The organism is Ruegeria lacuscaerulensis (assembly GCF_013033355.1).
Lineage (GTDB): Bacteria > Pseudomonadota > Alphaproteobacteria > Rhodobacterales > Rhodobacteraceae > Ruegeria > Ruegeria lacuscaerulensis_A.
Window position 1 is genome coordinate 194,290 of record NZ_WQDY01000003.1, and the last position, 15,650, is coordinate 209,939.

The window sequence follows — 15,650 nt, forward strand, 5'->3', positions numbered from 1 at the left end:
AACCCCTCTATGCGCCTTAACGAGATCACCTATACCAACGCCACCCCGATAGACGGCTACGGCCCCGGCTTTTTTCGCATCGGCGGACAGGTCCACGATGGTCCGGTTCTAACCGGCCCAAACGGAACAACCGGGTGGAACGGGTATGACGACCAAACACCTCTGCTAAACCTTGCCGATCATATCGACGTGCTGTTCATCGGCACCGGTGCCGAGCTGACCCATATCTCGGCCACCCTGCGCCGTACGCTCGAAGACGCAGGCATCGGCGTCGAGATCATGAATTCTCCGGCCGCCTGCCGCACCTACAATGTGTTGCTTTCTGAGGGTCGCCGTATCGCGATGGCCGCACTCCCTGTCTGAAGGATCCTCCTTCATCTGGCCATAAATACCTCGGGGAGCGTGAGGGGCTGGCCCCTCACTCCTGACCTGACCACACAAAGCCACCGTCAAAGCTCTGCGGCAATTCCCACCTTTTGTCCGCCTCCACAATCCGTTAAGCGGGCGCTATGACACTGACCGTGACCGATCTGGCCATCACCCGTGGCGGCATTCCCGTGCTCGAAGGGCTCAGCTTTACGCTGCCTGCCGGCAAAGCGCTGATCCTGCGTGGGCCAAACGGAATCGGCAAGACCACTCTTCTGCGTACGCTGGCCGGGCTACAGCCTCCGTTGCAAGGGCGCATTGAAGGGGCCGAGGATCAGATCGCCTATGCCTCGCATTCCGACGGGCTGAAACCCACGTTGACGGTTGTTGAGAACCTTAACTTCTGGGCCTCGGTATTTGGAACTCAAGGCATCCAGCCCGCGCTGGACGCTTTTGCCCTGAATGATCTGGCCGACCGCCACGCGGGCAACCTGTCGGCTGGGCAGAAGCGGCGTCTCGGGCTGGCGCGGATGCTGGTTACGGGGCGGCCGATCTGGATGCTGGACGAACCGACCGTCTCGCTGGACCAAAACGCGGTGAAGATGTTCGCCGACGCGGTACGCACGCATCTGGGGCAAGGGGGCTCGGCCCTGATTGCCACCCATATCGACCTCGGCCTGGACGGAGAAGTTCTGGATGTCGGCCCCAACAAGGCCAAACCCAAACCCATCGACGATTTCGACGGAGGTTTCCTGTGATAGCGCTTCTGCTGCGGGACCTGAAACTGGCGCTGCGTGCGGGCGGCGGGTTCGGCCTTGGTCTAGCCTTCTTCCTGATTGTCACGGTGCTGGTGCCGTTCTCAGTGGGGCCGCAATCCTCGCTGCTCTCGACCATCGCGCCGGGTATCCTGTGGCTGGGCGCTCTGCTAGCCTGCCTGCTGTCGTTGGACCGCCTGCTGGCGCTGGATTGGGAGGACGGCTCGCTCGACCTGCTGGCCACGGCACCACTGCCACTGGAATCGGTGGTCACGATCAAGGCGTTGGCCCATTGGCTGACCACCGGCCTGCCACTGGTACTGGCCGCGCCTTTTCTGGGCGTGCTGCTGAACCTGCCGGTGCCGGGGTTTTCGTGGCTTGTGATCTCGCTGCTGATCGGCACCCCGGCCATGAGCGTCATCGGCACCTTCGGTGCCGCGCTGACCGTCGGCCTGAAGCGCGGCGGTTTGCTGCTGTCGCTGCTGGTCCTGCCGCTTTACGTCCCCACGCTGATCTTCGGCGCCGAAGTGGCCCGCCGTGGCGCCATGGGGATGGAAACCCAGACCCCGCTGCTCATGCTGGCGGGGATCACTGCCGCCACTATTGCGTTGCTGCCGTTTGCCAGCGCCGCCGTTTTGCGTATCAACCTTCGGTGACTTGCTCAAACTTTGACTGAGGTCAATTGAGAACACGCCCGACTCGGACTAGATAAGGCCCATGTCTATCGCAGCCAAAGCCAACGCCCTCTGGGAATACGCCAATCCGCGCAAGTTCCTTGCCACAAGTGAACGGGTGATGCCGTTTTTCTGGATCACGTCCATCGCCTGCATCGTCGTGGGGCTGATCTGGGGGTTCTTCTTCACGCCGGATGATTACAAGCAAGGATCAACCGTCAAGATCATCTACTTGCATGTTCCCGCAGCGCTGATGGCGATCAATTGCTGGCTGATGATGTTGGCGACCTCGCTGGTTTGGCTGGTGCGTCGCCACCATGTCAGCGCATTGGCTGCGCGCGCTGCCGCCCCCATCGGTATCGTCATGACGCTGATCGCGTTGGCAACCGGTGCAATCTGGGGTCAGCCAATGTGGGGCACGTGGTGGGCCTGGGACCCGCGCCTGACCTCATTTCTGATCCTGTTCCTGTTCTACCTGGGCTACGTCGCCCTGTGGGAAGCGATCGAAGACCCGGATACCGCCGCCGATCTGACCTCTGTTCTATGTCTAGTGGGATCCGTCTTTGCGCTCCTCAGCCGCTATGCGGTGAATTTCTGGAATCAGGGGCTACATCAGGGTGCGTCTGTTATGCGGGCTGCCGCAGTGACCGGTGCAGATACCGAGGAAAAGGTCAGCAATATCTATTTCTATCCGCTGCTTCTGTGCATGATCGGGTTTGTCCTGCTGTTCATTGCGCTGGTGCTGTATCGCACGGGTACGGAGATCCGCGCGCGCCGGATCAAGGCGCTGCTGGCGCGAGAAAGGGTAAACGGATGATCCCTGATCTTGGAAAATACGCCGACACGGTGATGTGGTCCTATGTCGTCTCGATTGCTTTGCTGGTCGCGTTGATCGTGTTCAGCGTGATGCGAGGCCGCAAAGTCCGCGCCGAGATGGAGAAGGTCGAGCAAAGGATGACGCGCAATGGCTAAAATCTCACCTCTGATGGTTGCGCCACCGCTGATCTTTGGGGCGTTCGCCGTGCTGGCCGCCGTGGGAATGTTTCGCGACGATCCGAACGCGCTCCCCTCAGCCCGCGAAGGACAACCCGCGCCGCCGGTTGTATTGACACAGTTCGAGGGCAAGCCAAATTTCGACGATGCCACCCTGCGCGATGGTGAAGTCAAGCTGGTCAACTATTGGGCCAGTTGGTGCGCGCCCTGCCGGGTTGAGCATCCGAACCTGCAGGCGCTGTCCGACGAAGGCATCCCGGTCTACGGCATCAACTACAAGGACCAGTTGGACAATGCCGAAGGTTTCCTGGCTGAACTGGGTGATCCCTATGCAGGGATTGGACGAGATGAACAGGGCCGCATGGGGCTGGACTGGGGCGTCTACGGCGTGCCGGAAACCTATGTGATCAACGGCGAGGGTACGATCATCCTGCGCTTTGCCGGTCCGATCACGCAGCGGGTGATCGAAAGTACGATCCGCCCGGCTTTGGAAAAGGCGGCAGCCAACTAGAACCCGCCCCTTCTTCTGCTCAAAATCATTTCGGAGCGGGGGGCAGAGCCTCGGAAAGCAAAAAAGGACGCCTGCTGGCGTCCTTTCTGGTTTCAAACCTGGCCTTAGATCACCCCACTTTGGCGAGGTTCCGCAGCACATATTGCAGCACACCACCGTTCTCGATGTATTCGATCTCGGGCGCGGTATCGATGCGGCATTTCAAGGTGATGGTCTTCTCGGACCCGTCCGCATAGGTGATGGTGCAGGGCACCTCTTGCAGCGGCTCAACACTGTCCAGCCCGGTGATCGAGACCGTCTCATCCCCCGTCAGACCCAGCGACTTGCGGGTATCGCCGCCGGTGAATTCCAGCGGTATAACACCCATCCCCACAAGGTTCGAGCGGTGGATACGCTCAAAGCTTTCGGCGATCACCGCCTTAACACCCAGCAAAGCAGTCCCCTTGGCGGCCCAGTCGCGGCTGGAGCCTGCGCCATATTGCTCACCGCCAAAGACCACCAGCGGCGTTCCCTGCGCCTGATAGGCCATCGACGCCTCATAGACCGAGGTCTGCTGACCATCCGGCCCCTTGGTGTAGCCGCCCTCGACGCCATCCAGCATCTCGTTCTTGATGCGGATATTGGCGAAGGTGCCGCGCATCATGACCTCGTGATTGCCCCGGCGCGACCCGTAGGAGTTGAACTCGCGCGGTTGCACCTGACGGTCGGTCAGATATTTGCCCGCAGGCGTCTGCGTGGCAAATGACCCGGCGGGCGAGATGTGGTCGGTCGTCACCATATCGCCAAGGATCAGCAGCACCTTGGCCCCGTCGATGTTCGAGATTGTTCCCGGTTCTGGGCTCATGCCCTGAAAATAGGGCGGGTTCTGGATATAGGTCGATGTGGGCGGCCAGTCATAGGTTTCCTGCTGGGGCACCTCGACGTCTTGCCATTTCTCATCGCCTTTGAAGACATCGGCATATTTCGATTGGAACGCCTCGCGGGTGACGGTCTGCTGCACCAGCTCGGCAATCTCGCTTTGGGTTGGCCAGATGTCTTTCATGAAGACGTCGTTGCCGTCGTTGTCCTGTCCAATCGGTTCCGAGGTCAGGTCGATATCCATCGTTCCTGCAAGCGCATAGACCACCACCAGCGGCGGCGAGGCCAGATAGTTGGCGCGCACATCCGGCGAAATCCGCCCCTCAAAGTTGCGGTTGCCCGACAGGACCGAGGTGGCGACCAGATCGCCCTCGGCAATTGCCTCGGACAGTTCTTTCTGGATGGGCCCCGAGTTGCCAATACAGGTGGTGCAGCCATAGCCTACAAGGTTAAAGCCGATCTTGTCCAAATCGGCCTGCAGACCGGCGGCCTCAAGATAGGCCGACACAACCTGCGACCCGGGTGCGAGGGAAGTTTTGACCCATGGCTTGCGGTCCAGCCCCAGCGCGGCGGCCTTACGCGCCACAAGCCCCGCGCCGATCATCACATAGGGGTTCGAGGTGTTGGTACAAGAGGTGATCGAGGCGATCACGACCTTGCCCGATTCCAGCGTATAGTCTTCGCCCTTGACAGCCACTTCCTTGCCCATCGGGCGCTTGAACGTCTCGGCCATTTCACGCTCGAACGCCGATTTGGCGTCGGTCAGGGCGACGTAATCCTGCGGTCGTTTGGGCCCCGAGATCGCCGGAACGATGGTGCCCATATCAAGGCTCAGCGTGTCGGTGTAGATCGGGTTGTAATTCTCATCCCGCCAGAGCCCGTTTTCCCAGGCATAGGCTTCGACCAGCGCCAGACGGTCTTCATCCCGGCCGGTATTGCGCATATAGCGCAGGGTCTCGCGGTCGATCGGGAAGAACCCGCAGGTCGCACCATATTCCGGGGCCATGTTTGCAATGGTGGCCCGGTCGGCCAGCGGCAGACGGTCCAGACCTTCGCCAAAGAACTCGACGAATTTGCCCACCACACCCTTTTCGCGCAGCATCTCGACGACTTTCAGAACCAGATCGGTGCCGGTGGTGCCTTCGACCATTGCGCCCGTCAATTCAAAGCCCACAACCTCGGGGATCAGCATCGAGATCGGCTGACCCAGCATCGCGGCCTCGGCCTCAATCCCGCCGACGCCCCAGCCCAAAACGGCCATGCCGTTGACCATCGTGGTGTGACTGTCGGTGCCGACCAGCGTGTCAGGGTAGGCGACCTCATCCCCGTTTTGGTCGGTGTCCGTCCAGACGGTTTGGGCCAGATATTCAAGGTTCACCTGATGGCAGATGCCGGTGCCGGGGGGCACAACGCGGAAGTTGTTGAACGCCGACTGGCCCCATTTCAGGAACTGGTAGCGTTCCATATTGCGTTCATATTCGCGGTCCACATTCATCTGGAACGCGCGCGGGTTGCCGAATTCGTCAATCATGACCGAGTGGTCGATGACCAGATCGACCGGGTTAAGCGGGTTAATCTTTTGCGCGTCACCGCCCAGCCCTTTGATCCCGTCGCGCATCGCGGCCAGATCGACCACCGCAGGAACGCCGGTGAAATCCTGCATCAATACGCGGGCCGGACGATAGGCGATCTCGCGTGGGTTTTTGCCGCCATTGCTGGCCCATTCGCCAAACGCCTTGATATCATCGACCGAGACGGAAAAGCCCGCATCCTCGAACCGCAGCATATTTTCCAGCACCACTTTCAGGGCGGCAGGCAAGCGCGAGAAATCGCCAAGCCCGGCCTCTTGCGCGGCGGGGATTGAATAATAGGCAATGGACTTGCCATTCACGCTTAGACTGCGGCGTGTCTTGGCGGTGTCCTGTCCGGTTTTGATGGGCATCAGGTGGCCTCCCTTTCAAATGACTTGGAAATTGGGAATCGCTATGGGTTTTCTGTAGCATGATTGTTTCCTGTATGGGCGCAGGAAACCCTTACCATTTATTTTGTATGCGGTGGTATGCAATTCAAGAGGCTTCTGTTGCGGTTTCTCAAGAAACCTTGATTGGTGGGTGAAGCGCAAAGAATGGTACACCATTCACGCAGGTTATCGCATCCAGACATAATAGTTATCAGCCCGAGGTCAGATATGATCAGAACCGCCGCCGTTGCCTCTTTGCTTTCACTTGTTTTGACCGCTCCTGTAGCGGCCGAAAGCGACCCGGTCGTGATCGAGCTGTTCACCTCACAAGGTTGTTCGTCCTGCCCGCCTGCCGACAAGCTGATGCACGAGCTGGTCAAGCGCGATGATGTGATCGGTCTGGCCCTGCATGTGGACTACTGGGATTACATCGGTTGGGAGGATGAATATGCCAAGCCCGACCACACCTTGCGCCAGCGGGCCTATGCCCGTTGGGGGGGGCGCTCGATGATTTACACGCCGCAGATGGTCATCAACGGTCAGCAAGATGTTGTCGGCGCGAAATCGCAAGAGCTTGAACGGATCATCGACGCCCATCTGACCGCCGCGCCCGAGGCCGAGGTCGTGGCCGCACGTGTTGGAAACGAAGTGACTGTGGATGTCACCCCAGTCGACCTGCCAGGTGGCGGGACCTACGACGTGCGGGTGGTCCAGTATTCACCCATGCGCCATGCCTCGATCCGTCGCGGAGAGCTGGCGGGGCATGAGCTTGACTATGCCAATGTGGTCGAATCCTGGCAGATGGCCGGGAAATGGGAAGGGGTCGCGCCGCAGCAGTTTTCGGCTCAGCTGACATCGGATTTGCCTGCAGTCGTTCTGGTGCAGATGGCAGGTCACGGCCCGATTGTTGCGGCGGCTAAGGTCAAGTAATCAGGGCATGTCCTCGGGCTGGACCCCCAGCCCATTCCAGGTTTTCCACCGGCGGTGAATCCAGAACCACTGACCCATGTTCTTGCGAACCATGGCCTCAAGATCGTCATTAGTGAACTGAGTCATGGTTCTGGGGTCGGTGTGCTCGACCGGGTCGTGCAGGACGATTTCGAAATCAATACCGTTAGGTTGGCGTACAGCATAGCAAGGGATCAAAACGGCGTTGTATTTCATCGCCAATTCCGCGTTCAGCACCGAGGTGACAGCGGGCTTGCCGAAAAACGTCAACTCTTCACCGCCATGCGCGTGGAGATCGGACACAATCGCAATGATCCCGCCTTTCTTAAGCGTGCGAACCATTTCGACCATTCCTCGGCGACCCTGTTCGAACATCGGGGCACCGGTTTTGTAGAAAGCATCGACATACATATCGTTGAAGTACGGATTCGCCATACGGCGATACAGGCATCCAATGGGTTGCCCACTGCGGGTTTGTAGAGCTATCCGCGCGGCAAGGTAATGCCCAAAATGCGCCGTGATCATCATCACTGGCTTGCCATGTGCAACCGCGTCGTCAAACGCGGCGATACCAGGACCAGAAATCTTAGCGTGGCTTTGGCGTTCGGTGAAGCCTTCGGGTGAAAAATGCTCCATGATTGCTCGCCCAGCGTTGTCGGGTACTGCCTTGCAGATCCGACTGACCTCTTCTTCCGGCAGCTCTGGGCAGGTCAGCTTGAGGTTGGTTCTCACGCGTTTTGTAAAGCCGACCACAGGTGCCAGAGCGCGCATGAGTGCGCCCATGGTTGCTATCCGCCGCTCGTAGGGCAACAGCCGCATTGCGCTGATTACGCCCCTCAGAAAAAGACCGGTCACATAGTATTTGCCAAGCTCAAAACGGCTGAGTTCAGACTTTTCAACGGGCATTCGGGGTCTCGGCAGCTGCTTCGAATTGGATGTCAGACATACAAGCCGACGGTCGCAACCACAAGCGTCCAGCGAAACACGCTGAAGGCGGGGTCATTCTTCGGTTTCGTCTTCCACCAAAGAGATCGCACCGTCGTTTACCAGGGCGCGAATGGCCCCGACAATTTGTGTCATGGCGTCTTCACCCTCTGCCTGCTTGACCTTGCCGCGCTCAGCCATTTCCTCACGCAGATTGTCTGCCATCCGCGAAGACATGTTGGTCAGAAGATATTCGACCGAGGCCTTGTCGCCTTCGGTATCGGCCCCTGCAAGGGCGGTGACAAGCACGGTTTGGTCGAAACCCCGCAAGACTGCGGGAACATCCCTAGGCAAGATGCGGGCAGGGATATGAGCAAAGGTGAAAATCGATTGTCGCACAAGGCTGGCAAAATCGGAATCTTCTTCGTCCAATGCCGTTAGCAGGCCTTCGCGGGTAGAGGCCGCAGATTGATTTAGGATAGCGCCGACCCGTTCTCCGGGCCCTTCGTTAAAGGCGGTTGCTGGTCGTTGATCAAGCTGCGCCGCCAGAGACCAGCCAATCCGTTCAACAGCCTCGGGCGTGATATTGGTGGTTTTTGACACGGCGTAAGTGATGCGCCGCGCCACGGGGCCGGGCAGATGCCCCAGCATTTGCGCAGCCTTGGCGGTTTCCAGTTTGGACAGCATGACAGCGGCGATTTCGATGCTTTCGGCCTGCGCGATCTGAGCCAGATCTTCGGTCGGAATTTCCCTGAGACGCTGCCACGGATCACCGACCTGGCGTACACCGGCCACTTTGCGCAATCGTGCCGCTGTTGCCGGAGCGATCTTGCCGTTCACGGCGTCCAATGCGCCCGCCAATCCGTGAGGGAAGGACAAGCCGATACTTTCCAGAGCCTCGGCAAACTCGGCAGCGACGGCGTCCAGTGTTACGCGATCCACCAGCCCCATTTGCCCCAGCTGATGAGTCAGTTTTTCCTGTAGCTCGTCGGGAAGCTCCTCCAGCGGAATGTCGGCCCCTTCGTTCAGCAATAGCCTGACAACGACGGCAGCCTTTTCCCGGCCGCTGAGTGCGCGTGGTACAACGCGCGGGGCATCGTCAGCACTGTCGCTTGCGGAAGGTGTGGCCCCCGGTGCCACCTGTATCAATGTGTTTGTGTCCTGCATCTGCCTGCGGTGCCAAATTGCTGTTCCGCAGGCAGACTACAGAGAGTCGGGTAAAGAAAAGCTGAAGCTTAGTAGTTGAAGGTCAGCCCGGTGCGGATCGCCTCGCGCAGGGATGCCTCGGCCCAAGTACCCTCACCACCGCGTGCCTTGATCTCGCGCCATTGTTCGATGGCCAGATCAGTTTTACCCGCGGCCACAAAGCCCTGCGCCATATAGGACCGTGCAAGAATGTTGTCAGGGTTCGTCTTGATGGCGTCTTGGTAATAGGCATTTGCCAGTTCCAGCTTACCCATCTTGCGGAAGGTAAAGCCCCAATAGGTCTGCACGCGATCATCGTCCTGATCCATGATGCGCAGAATGCTTTGGGCATTTTCAAATTGTCCGTCATACGCAAGTTCGCGCACTGCACTATACAGTTCGTCTTCCGAAAAGCTGGTTTTGTCGGGCTTTACGCAACGGCCACGGTCTTTGTCGTACACCCGTCCAAACAGGCATTTCTTTGTCGTGTTCGTTGTTTTGGGGGGACGGGTGTCGTTTCCACCCGCTGCATATACGGCGGGTGCGAATGCAAATGCCTGAAGGGCAATGGCAGAAGCTAGTACGAGGCGCATATTCCTACTCCGTTCTCTGGGCTGTTCTGATCAATCATAGTGCGATCTGACAAAAAGCTAACAACCGCAGGCTCGCTTTTATTCACGAGTAGGAAATAATTTCTTAGCCGCTGACGTTTTCTTTACAGCTGTGGCTTACCGCGTCCCAAGAGGTTCCGGGCGCACAGGACTGTGTTTGTTCCGTGTGCGCACCGCAAGCCAAAGCGGCGGTGGTCGAACTTGCCAGCGCCAACGCGCAGATAAGAGATCGGATCATCGTGTTTCTCCTGATTGGAAATACACGAGCATACTATCTGAATTTGGTCGAATTTTCAAAAGAACAAGGCCCGGATCCGCCAATGCAGTCCGGGCCTTTAAAAGGATTGATAATAGTCAGCTCACTCGCCGAAGACGCGGGCGAAGATCGTGTCTACATGTTTGGTGTGATAACCAAGGTCGAATTTCTCTTCGATCTCGGCGGGGCTGAGGGCGGCAGTGACATCCGCATCGGCCAGCAGTTCTTCTTTGAAATCAGTGCGATGTTCCCAAACCTTCAACGCGTTGCGCTGAACCATGGCATAGGCGTCCTCGCGGCTGACACCCGCTTGGGTCAGGGCCAGCAGAACCCGTTGGCTCATGACCAGACCGGGGAACTTGTTCATGTTCTCCAGCATGTTTTCAGGGAAGATCAGCATCTTGTCGATCACACCGGTCAGACGGGCCAGCGCAAAGTCCAGCGTGATCGTCGCATCCGGGCCAATCATTCGCTCAACCGAGGAATGTGAGATATCGCGTTCGTGCCAAAGCGCTACGTTCTCCATCGCGGGGATCACGGCGGCGCGGACCATGCGCGCCAGACCAGTCAGGTTTTCGGTCAGGACAGGGTTCTTCTTATGCGGCATAGCAGACGAGCCTTTTTGGCCCATCGAGAAGAACTCGGCCCCTTCCAGCACCTCGGTCCGCTGCATATGGCGGATTTCGATAGCGATGTTTTCGATGCTGCTGGCGATCACGCCCAGTGTGGCAAAGAAGGCCGCGTGACGGTCGCGGGGGATGACCTGCGTGCTGATCGGCTCGGGCACCAGACCAAGCTTGTCGCAGACATGTTCCTCGACTGCGGGATCGACATTGGCAAAGGTGCCGACCGCGCCGCTGATTGCGCCGGTTGCAATCTCGGCCCGCGCGTCGCGCATCCGGGACAGGTTGCGGTCCATCTCGGCGTAGAAACGCGCGAAGGTCAGACCCATGGTGGTGGGCTCGGCGTGGATGCCGTGGCTGCGGCCGATGCGTACGGTGTTCTTATGTTCGATCGCGCGGCGTTTCAGGGCGGCCAGCAGACCTTCGAGATCGGCGATCAGCAGGTCAGCAGCGCGGGTCAGCTGCACGTTCAGGCAGGTGTCCAGCACGTCGGACGAGGTCATGCCCTGATGCACAAAGCGTGCCTCTTCACTGCCGACATGTTCGGCTAGGTGGGTCAGAAAGGCGATGACGTCATGTTTGGTGACGGCTTCGATTTCATCAATCCGTGCTACGTCGAACTCCACATCCTTGGCTTTCCACACTGCCTCGGCGTTTTCGCGCGGGATCACGCCCAGATCGGCCATGGCGTCACAGGCATGGGCTTCGATCTCATACCAGATGCGGAACTTGCTTTCGGGCGACCAGATGGCAACCATTTCAGGGCGGGAATAACGTGGAATCATTGGCAGCGGCACCTTATTGTGATTTGGCAGGAGGCGTTGCGGCGGGGTTTAAACCCGACCCGCCACAGGAACAAGGTGCGAGTGCGCAGATGAGACGGTTTGCCCTGATTTTGGCTCTCTGGCCCGGTTTTGCCGCCGCGACCGAGTTCTGGCCGCTGACCGGAGATGAGATTCAGTCGACGTTGGCCGAGCAGACACTCAGCTACGCAGAGGGCGTAACGCAGAACTTCGAAGCAAGCGGAGTGACGCATTACTTCTCGGGGCGACCCAGTGCTGGACGTTGGGCGGTGCGAGAGGACAAGTATTGCTCGACCTGGCCACCGTCCGAGCTGTGGGCTTGTTATGACGTTTTGCAAAGTGGTTTGATCATTCGTTTCATTGATGACAATGGCGAAATCACGGATGGGTATCTGTCCGAATGAACGCACCCGGCGATTTGTTTGATTTTGAAGGCCAATGGACCTTAACCCGGACAATCCGCGATGCGCGGGCAGGGCAGGTGGTGCAGGCTGACGGAACAGCCGTTCTGCGCCGCGCCGATCACGGATTGGTCTATGACGAAGAGGTCACGCTGCGCATTCCCGGTCAGGCCGAGATGAAGGGGACACGTCGCTATATGTGGCACGCGGATCGTGATGGGATCGCGATACATTTCGACGACGGACGGTATTTTCACCGGTTGAAACTAGGTTTGCAGCAGGTTGCCGATCACCATGATTGCGCACCTGACAGCTATGACGCGACCTATGATTTCGAGGACTGGCCGCGCTGGAATGTGCGTTGGGTCGTATCCGGGCCGCGAAAATCCTATGAAATGGACACGCAATACGTCCCACGATAACGTAATCACCTTGAAGTGATCGCCCGGATTGGGCATTGCTGTAGCGGAATTCCGATCCGAATTGGGGAGAAGTGAAGATGAATGCAAACGTATTGGCCAACGCGATTGGCCCGCGTGAGGGCACAGCACTGCGCGTCAAGCAAGTGGTTCTGGTCGCGCTGGGCATCGTTGCTCTGGCAGTTGCCGCGAAAATCAAAGTACCGATGTTTCCGGTACCGATGACAATGGGCACCTTTGCAGTGCTGAGCATCGGCACCGCATATGGCGCGCGTCTGGGTCTTGTGACCATGCTGGGCTATCTGCTGATTGGTGCGTTAGGCTTTGATGTATTCGCGGGATCGTCGGCCGAGAAATTTGGCCTGACCTACATGATGGGTGGCACTGGCGGCTACCTTGTCGGCTATCTGATGGCGACCGTTCTGTTGGGCGCTTTGGCAGCACGCGGTTGGGACCGTTCGGTCGGAAAGCTGGCGCTGGCGCTGGTTCTGGCGAACGTCCTGATCTACGTTCCGGGCCTGCTGTGGCTGGGTCAGCTTTATGGCTGGGACCAACCGATTCTGGAGTGGGGTATGACTCCGTTCCTGGTGGGCGATGCGGTTAAACTGGCGCTTGCAGCCCTGTTGATCCCCGCTTTGTGGAAGCTGGTGGGCGACGCCCGCGCCTGATTTTCAGCGCAACTCACATTTACGACCCGCGCTCGGAGCAATCCTGGCGCGGGTTTTTTGTTGTGCCAAGACTGGACAAACCCGAAGATCACAGGTCAGTCTACGTTAAAAGAAACAATAGGTTATTTGGATATGTTTTTGCGATTGAGCTCTGCTTTTGCGGCGATATGGCTAAGCGCTGTTCCGGCCTTGGCCGAAACGCCGGTCACGTATACCGATAACGGGCGCGCGCTGTTCAGCTTTTCTGTGCCCGACTTTTGGGCGGTCCGCACCGGTGGCCCGCGCGAGATCGAGGATACCGAACTGGGTGATCCGCGTGCTGTCGCGCGGGTGATGGGCGTCCGGCCTGTGACCGATGATACGGTCTGGATCGGGTTCGTATCCCCGGCCGGGGTCGCCTCTATAGATGGCGGGCTGCGGTATTTGCAGGACATTGACAAGTTTCTGGTTAAGTCCCCGGTTGTATCCGATACCGTCTCGACGCGGATCGGCGGGCTGCCGGCACAAGTTATCCGTGGCACCGGAACCCGTGAAGGACGGGGGGTCAACTTTACCGCAACGGTAATCGACCTGCCGCGCGACCGTGTGGCCGTTGCTGTCGCTGTTCTGCGCGACGGCGCGGATCCGGCTTACGTGGACGACCTGAACGCGGTGTTCGACTCGTTCCAGGCAGCGCGGTGAGGAGAGTGGACATGACCAGTAAACTGATCAGAAGAACCTTTCTGGCGCTGAGCCTGGGCGCCGCCAGTTTCACGCTCTCGGCTTGCGACGGAGTCACCGTAGGCGTCGGCTACGGGTATGACCCGTTTTATGACTCGCTGCTTTGGAACGACTATTATCACGATGTCGACGTCGATATTGATGTTGATCGCCCTGTTCGTCCAAGACCGCCTGAGGGGCGTCCCCCTGCGCGACCCGTGCCGCCAATTGGTAAACCACCCGCACGGCCCCGTCCGCCGGTTGCGAAACCTCCGGCACGACCGCGCCCGCCGGTCGCGCGACCGCCAACCGCGCGCCCACCGATTCATCGCCCGTCGCCGCGACGGTAACGGGCGTCAAGCCAGCAATTCAGTGGTGATCTGAGCCGTTCCTTCAAGTGTCCTGTGAACGGGGCACTTGTCGGCAATCTCAAGCAACCTTGCGCGTTGTTCCTGATCCAGTGGGCCTTCCAACCGGATTTTGCGCCGGAACAGATCGACTTTGCCGTCGCCTATCAATCCGGCGTCCTGCGCGTGGACCTTGTTGTGACAGACATCGACCGTGATACCAGTCAAGGGCCACCGTTTACGGCGCGCATACATCCGTATGGTCATCGAGGTGCAGGCCCCCAAACCTGAAGACACGAAACCGTAGGGCGACATGCCCCGGTCAGTGCCGCCATAGGACGCGGGTTCGTCCGCGATTGCGTGGTGTCGGGGGCCGGACTGAATATCCTGCAAAAAGCCATTCGGATCAGCCTCGGTCACGCGGACGATGCCTTCAGGCGCGCCGGGCGGCGGGGCAGGCGGGTGGAGCGCGACATAGCGCGTCACCCAGGCTGCGATAACGTCCGCAGCATATTCAGCGTCCGAGGCGCGGGTGATCAGGTGGTCGGCGTCGTCCAGCGTGACAAAGCTTTTGGGATGCTTGGCAGTCAGGAAAATCGTGCTGGCGTTGTCGATGCTGACCGTTTCGTCCAGTGGGGCGTGCAGGATCAACAGCGCAGCCTTCAGCTCTTTGATGGCAGGCGTCATCGCGGATTCCGAGATATCGTCAACAAACGCTTTGCCAATGCGGAAGGGTCGCCCACCCAATGTCACCTCGGCCGAGCCTTCTTGTTCGATCTCGGGCAGCGCTGCTTGGAAATGGTGCGATACATGGCCCGGATCGGCAGGCGCACCCAGCGTAACTACGGCCTTAACGCTGGGAATTCCTGCGCGCGCGCGCAGAACAGCGGCGCCGCCCAGCGAATGTCCGATCAGCAGAGACGGTGGCATGTCGCGCCTTGCTAAGTAATGCGACGCCGCGATCAAGTCCTCGACATTGGATGAGAACGTGGTGTTGGCAAACTCGCCATCGGAATGGCCCAGCCCGGTGAAGTCGAAGCGCAGAACAGCAATACCCATCCCAGCCAGACGCGCAGCGATCCTGCGGGCTGCAGGGATGTCTTTGGAACAGGTAAAACAGTGTGCAAACAAAGCGGTGGCCAGAACCGGACCGTCCGGCAGGTCAAAGCGCGCAGCAAGTTGGTTGCCGTCGTGACCGGCAAAAGTAATACGTTCGGTGGGCATGGCAGTTCCTTACGTCGCGAGTTGCCTTAATACTGTGGGCTTACTTGGGGTCGCTCAACCCATTTGTCGTGGCCGTCACGGGAAGGTGAGGAAAGATCGCCCCTATAGATCATGGCAGTTAAAGCAGAGAAGTTGAAGCATCACCGATTGTGATGAATAGACTTTCAAATATTCGTTTTATTAAAGGAAGGACCTTCCCCATCTTGGGCTTGTGAAGCAAAGCAGCCAAGGAGGCAATCATGGCACATGTCACTTCCGCACCCCGTGGCGCAACACCGCGCCCAGACATTCTGATCGTTATCGCGTTGGCAGGGGTTATCGGTTTTTCAGCCGGTCAGAACTGGCCTAATACGCACTCGGCCAGCGCAGTGATGGCCGAGGACTGGCATGGTAACGTCAAGCGTTCGACCTGGCCGGATTAAAAG

General features: G+C 58.8%; 20 protein-coding genes. 13 read left to right on the forward strand and 7 right to left on the reverse strand.

The genetic code is table 11. The features are described from left to right. Positions 1-9: 9 nt before the first annotated feature. The 6 genes from GOW48_RS07065 to GOW48_RS07090 all read left to right on the forward strand — a co-directional run bounded on the left by GOW48_RS07065 (position 10) and on the right by GOW48_RS07090 (position 3,299). Positions 10-363: an Mth938-like domain-containing protein gene (locus tag GOW48_RS07065; RefSeq protein ID WP_170752527.1), complete on the forward strand. Its 354-nt coding sequence runs from the start codon at positions 10-12 to the stop codon at positions 361-363. A gap of 146 nt (positions 364-509) precedes the next feature. After that, a complete protein-coding gene (gene ccmA, locus GOW48_RS07070) occupies positions 510-1,124 on the forward strand; it encodes a heme ABC exporter ATP-binding protein CcmA (RefSeq protein WP_170354555.1) in 615 nt (204 codons plus the stop codon). Further along, positions 1,121-1,777 carry a heme exporter protein CcmB gene (gene ccmB / locus GOW48_RS07075; protein ID WP_170752528.1) on the forward strand — a complete coding sequence of 219 codons (657 nt, stop codon included), beginning with the start codon at positions 1,121-1,123 and terminating at the stop codon, positions 1,775-1,777. The genes ccmA and ccmB overlap by 4 nt, the downstream gene beginning before the upstream one ends. Positions 1,778-1,838: 61 nt before the next feature. Beyond that, positions 1,839-2,612, forward strand: coding sequence for a heme ABC transporter permease (locus tag GOW48_RS07080; protein WP_170752529.1), 774 nt, complete (start codon positions 1,839-1,841; stop codon positions 2,610-2,612). Continuing rightward, positions 2,609-2,767 carry a heme exporter protein CcmD gene (gene ccmD / locus GOW48_RS07085; RefSeq protein ID WP_170354552.1) on the forward strand — a complete coding sequence of 53 codons (159 nt, stop codon included), beginning with the start codon at positions 2,609-2,611 and terminating at the stop codon, positions 2,765-2,767. Before GOW48_RS07080 ends, ccmD begins: the two co-directional genes overlap by 4 nt. Further along, the gene (locus GOW48_RS07090) at positions 2,760-3,299 is read left to right on the forward strand and encodes a DsbE family thiol:disulfide interchange protein (protein WP_170752530.1); all 540 of its coding nucleotides are present in this window, start codon (positions 2,760-2,762) and stop codon (positions 3,297-3,299) included. Before ccmD ends, GOW48_RS07090 begins: the two co-directional genes overlap by 8 nt. A 109-nt stretch (positions 3,300-3,408) precedes the next feature. On the opposite strand, the gene acnA is transcribed toward GOW48_RS07090, so the two are convergent. Continuing rightward, the gene (gene acnA / locus GOW48_RS07095; protein ID WP_170752531.1) at positions 3,409-6,099 is read right to left on the reverse strand and encodes an aconitate hydratase AcnA; all 2,691 of its coding nucleotides are present in this window, start codon (positions 6,097-6,099) and stop codon (positions 3,409-3,411) included. A gap of 246 nt (positions 6,100-6,345) precedes the next feature. On the opposite strand from acnA, the gene GOW48_RS07100 reads away from it, so the two are divergent. Further along, positions 6,346-7,047, forward strand: coding sequence for a DUF1223 domain-containing protein (locus GOW48_RS07100; RefSeq protein WP_170752532.1), 702 nt, complete (start codon positions 6,346-6,348; stop codon positions 7,045-7,047). Here GOW48_RS07100 and GOW48_RS07105 read toward each other — a convergent pair whose 3' ends face one another. The 5 genes from GOW48_RS07105 to purB all read right to left on the reverse strand — a co-directional run bounded on the left by GOW48_RS07105 (position 7,048) and on the right by purB (position 11,449). Then, complete coding sequence (locus tag GOW48_RS07105) at positions 7,048-7,971, reverse strand: lysophospholipid acyltransferase family protein (RefSeq protein ID WP_170752533.1); 924 nt, start codon at positions 7,969-7,971, stop codon at positions 7,048-7,050. It abuts the gene before it with no gap. A 93-nt stretch (positions 7,972-8,064) separates the two neighbouring features. Continuing rightward, positions 8,065-9,156 carry a flagellar motor switch protein FliG gene (locus tag GOW48_RS07110; protein WP_170752534.1) on the reverse strand — a complete coding sequence of 364 codons (1,092 nt, stop codon included), beginning with the start codon at positions 9,154-9,156 and terminating at the stop codon, positions 8,065-8,067. Between the two features lie 68 nt (positions 9,157-9,224). Further along, entirely contained in the window at positions 9,225-9,767 is a 543-nt protein-coding gene (locus GOW48_RS07115; protein WP_170354546.1) for a tetratricopeptide repeat protein, read from the reverse strand. Between the two features lie 103 nt (positions 9,768-9,870). Beyond that, on the reverse strand, positions 9,871-10,023 hold the full coding sequence (locus GOW48_RS07120; protein WP_170752535.1) for an adenylosuccinate lyase: 153 nt from the start codon (positions 10,021-10,023) through the stop codon (positions 9,871-9,873). 121 nt (positions 10,024-10,144) lie between these two features. Next, positions 10,145-11,449 carry an adenylosuccinate lyase gene (purB, locus tag GOW48_RS07125; protein WP_170752536.1) on the reverse strand — a complete coding sequence of 435 codons (1,305 nt, stop codon included), beginning with the start codon at positions 11,447-11,449 and terminating at the stop codon, positions 10,145-10,147. An 89-nt stretch (positions 11,450-11,538) separates the two neighbouring features. Between purB and GOW48_RS07130 the strand changes: the two genes are divergently transcribed. The 5 genes from GOW48_RS07130 to GOW48_RS07150 all read left to right on the forward strand — a co-directional run bounded on the left by GOW48_RS07130 (position 11,539) and on the right by GOW48_RS07150 (position 14,004). Beyond that, entirely contained in the window at positions 11,539-11,871 is a 333-nt protein-coding gene (locus GOW48_RS07130) for a hypothetical protein (RefSeq protein ID WP_170752537.1), read from the forward strand. After that, complete coding sequence (locus tag GOW48_RS07135; RefSeq protein WP_170752538.1) at positions 11,868-12,290, forward strand: DUF6314 family protein; 423 nt, start codon at positions 11,868-11,870, stop codon at positions 12,288-12,290. Before GOW48_RS07130 ends, GOW48_RS07135 begins: the two co-directional genes overlap by 4 nt. A 77-nt stretch (positions 12,291-12,367) precedes the next feature. Next, positions 12,368-12,955, forward strand: coding sequence for a biotin transporter BioY (locus GOW48_RS07140; protein ID WP_170354541.1), 588 nt, complete (start codon positions 12,368-12,370; stop codon positions 12,953-12,955). Between the two features lie 132 nt (positions 12,956-13,087). Further along, on the forward strand, positions 13,088-13,636 hold the full coding sequence (locus tag GOW48_RS07145; RefSeq protein WP_170752540.1) for a hypothetical protein: 549 nt from the start codon (positions 13,088-13,090) through the stop codon (positions 13,634-13,636). An 11-nt stretch (positions 13,637-13,647) separates the two neighbouring features. Then, a complete protein-coding gene (locus GOW48_RS07150; RefSeq protein ID WP_170354539.1) occupies positions 13,648-14,004 on the forward strand; it encodes a hypothetical protein in 357 nt (118 codons plus the stop codon). 6 nt (positions 14,005-14,010) lie between these two features. Here the strand turns inward: GOW48_RS07150 and GOW48_RS07155 are convergent, their stop codons facing one another. Further along, entirely contained in the window at positions 14,011-15,225 is a 1,215-nt protein-coding gene (locus GOW48_RS07155) for a bifunctional alpha/beta hydrolase/OsmC family protein (RefSeq protein ID WP_170752542.1), read from the reverse strand. A 239-nt stretch (positions 15,226-15,464) separates the two neighbouring features. On the opposite strand from GOW48_RS07155, the gene GOW48_RS07160 reads away from it, so the two are divergent. After that, positions 15,465-15,647, forward strand: coding sequence for a hypothetical protein (locus tag GOW48_RS07160; RefSeq protein ID WP_170752544.1), 183 nt, complete (start codon positions 15,465-15,467; stop codon positions 15,645-15,647). The last annotated feature ends 3 nt before the right edge of the window (positions 15,648-15,650 follow it).

Bases quoted from the DNA above. Each gene is read 5' to 3' on its own strand.
- GOW48_RS07100 (WP_170752532.1), top strand. From the start codon at position 6,346: ATGATCAGAACCGCCGCCGTTGCCTCTTTGCTTTCACTTGTTTTGACC.
- GOW48_RS07120 (WP_170752535.1), bottom strand. From the start codon at position 10,023: ATGATCCGATCTCTTATCTGCGCGTTGGCGCTGGCAAGTTCGACCACC.
- GOW48_RS07155 (WP_170752542.1), bottom strand. From the start codon at position 15,225: ATGCCCACCGAACGTATTACTTTTGCCGGTCACGACGGCAACCAACTT.
- purB (WP_170752536.1), bottom strand. From the start codon at position 11,449: ATGATTCCACGTTATTCCCGCCCTGAAATGGTTGCCATCTGGTCGCCC.
- GOW48_RS07080 (WP_170752529.1), top strand. From the start codon at position 1,839: ATGTCTATCGCAGCCAAAGCCAACGCCCTCTGGGAATACGCCAATCCG.
- GOW48_RS07150 (WP_170354539.1), top strand. From the start codon at position 13,648: ATGACCAGTAAACTGATCAGAAGAACCTTTCTGGCGCTGAGCCTGGGC.
- GOW48_RS07135 (WP_170752538.1), top strand. From the start codon at position 11,868: ATGAACGCACCCGGCGATTTGTTTGATTTTGAAGGCCAATGGACCTTA.
- GOW48_RS07105 (WP_170752533.1), bottom strand. From the start codon at position 7,971: ATGCCCGTTGAAAAGTCTGAACTCAGCCGTTTTGAGCTTGGCAAATAC.
- GOW48_RS07160 (WP_170752544.1), top strand. From the start codon at position 15,465: ATGGCACATGTCACTTCCGCACCCCGTGGCGCAACACCGCGCCCAGAC.
- GOW48_RS07140 (WP_170354541.1), top strand. From the start codon at position 12,368: ATGAATGCAAACGTATTGGCCAACGCGATTGGCCCGCGTGAGGGCACA.
- GOW48_RS07065 (WP_170752527.1), top strand. From the start codon at position 10: ATGCGCCTTAACGAGATCACCTATACCAACGCCACCCCGATAGACGGC.
- GOW48_RS07110 (WP_170752534.1), bottom strand. From the start codon at position 9,156: ATGCAGGACACAAACACATTGATACAGGTGGCACCGGGGGCCACACCT.
- acnA (WP_170752531.1), bottom strand. From the start codon at position 6,099: ATGCCCATCAAAACCGGACAGGACACCGCCAAGACACGCCGCAGTCTA.
- ccmA (WP_170354555.1), top strand. From the start codon at position 510: ATGACACTGACCGTGACCGATCTGGCCATCACCCGTGGCGGCATTCCC.
- ccmD (WP_170354552.1), top strand. From the start codon at position 2,609: ATGATCCCTGATCTTGGAAAATACGCCGACACGGTGATGTGGTCCTAT.
- GOW48_RS07145 (WP_170752540.1), top strand. From the start codon at position 13,088: ATGTTTTTGCGATTGAGCTCTGCTTTTGCGGCGATATGGCTAAGCGCT.
- GOW48_RS07090 (WP_170752530.1), top strand. From the start codon at position 2,760: ATGGCTAAAATCTCACCTCTGATGGTTGCGCCACCGCTGATCTTTGGG.
- GOW48_RS07130 (WP_170752537.1), top strand. From the start codon at position 11,539: ATGAGACGGTTTGCCCTGATTTTGGCTCTCTGGCCCGGTTTTGCCGCC.
- GOW48_RS07115 (WP_170354546.1), bottom strand. From the start codon at position 9,767: ATGCGCCTCGTACTAGCTTCTGCCATTGCCCTTCAGGCATTTGCATTC.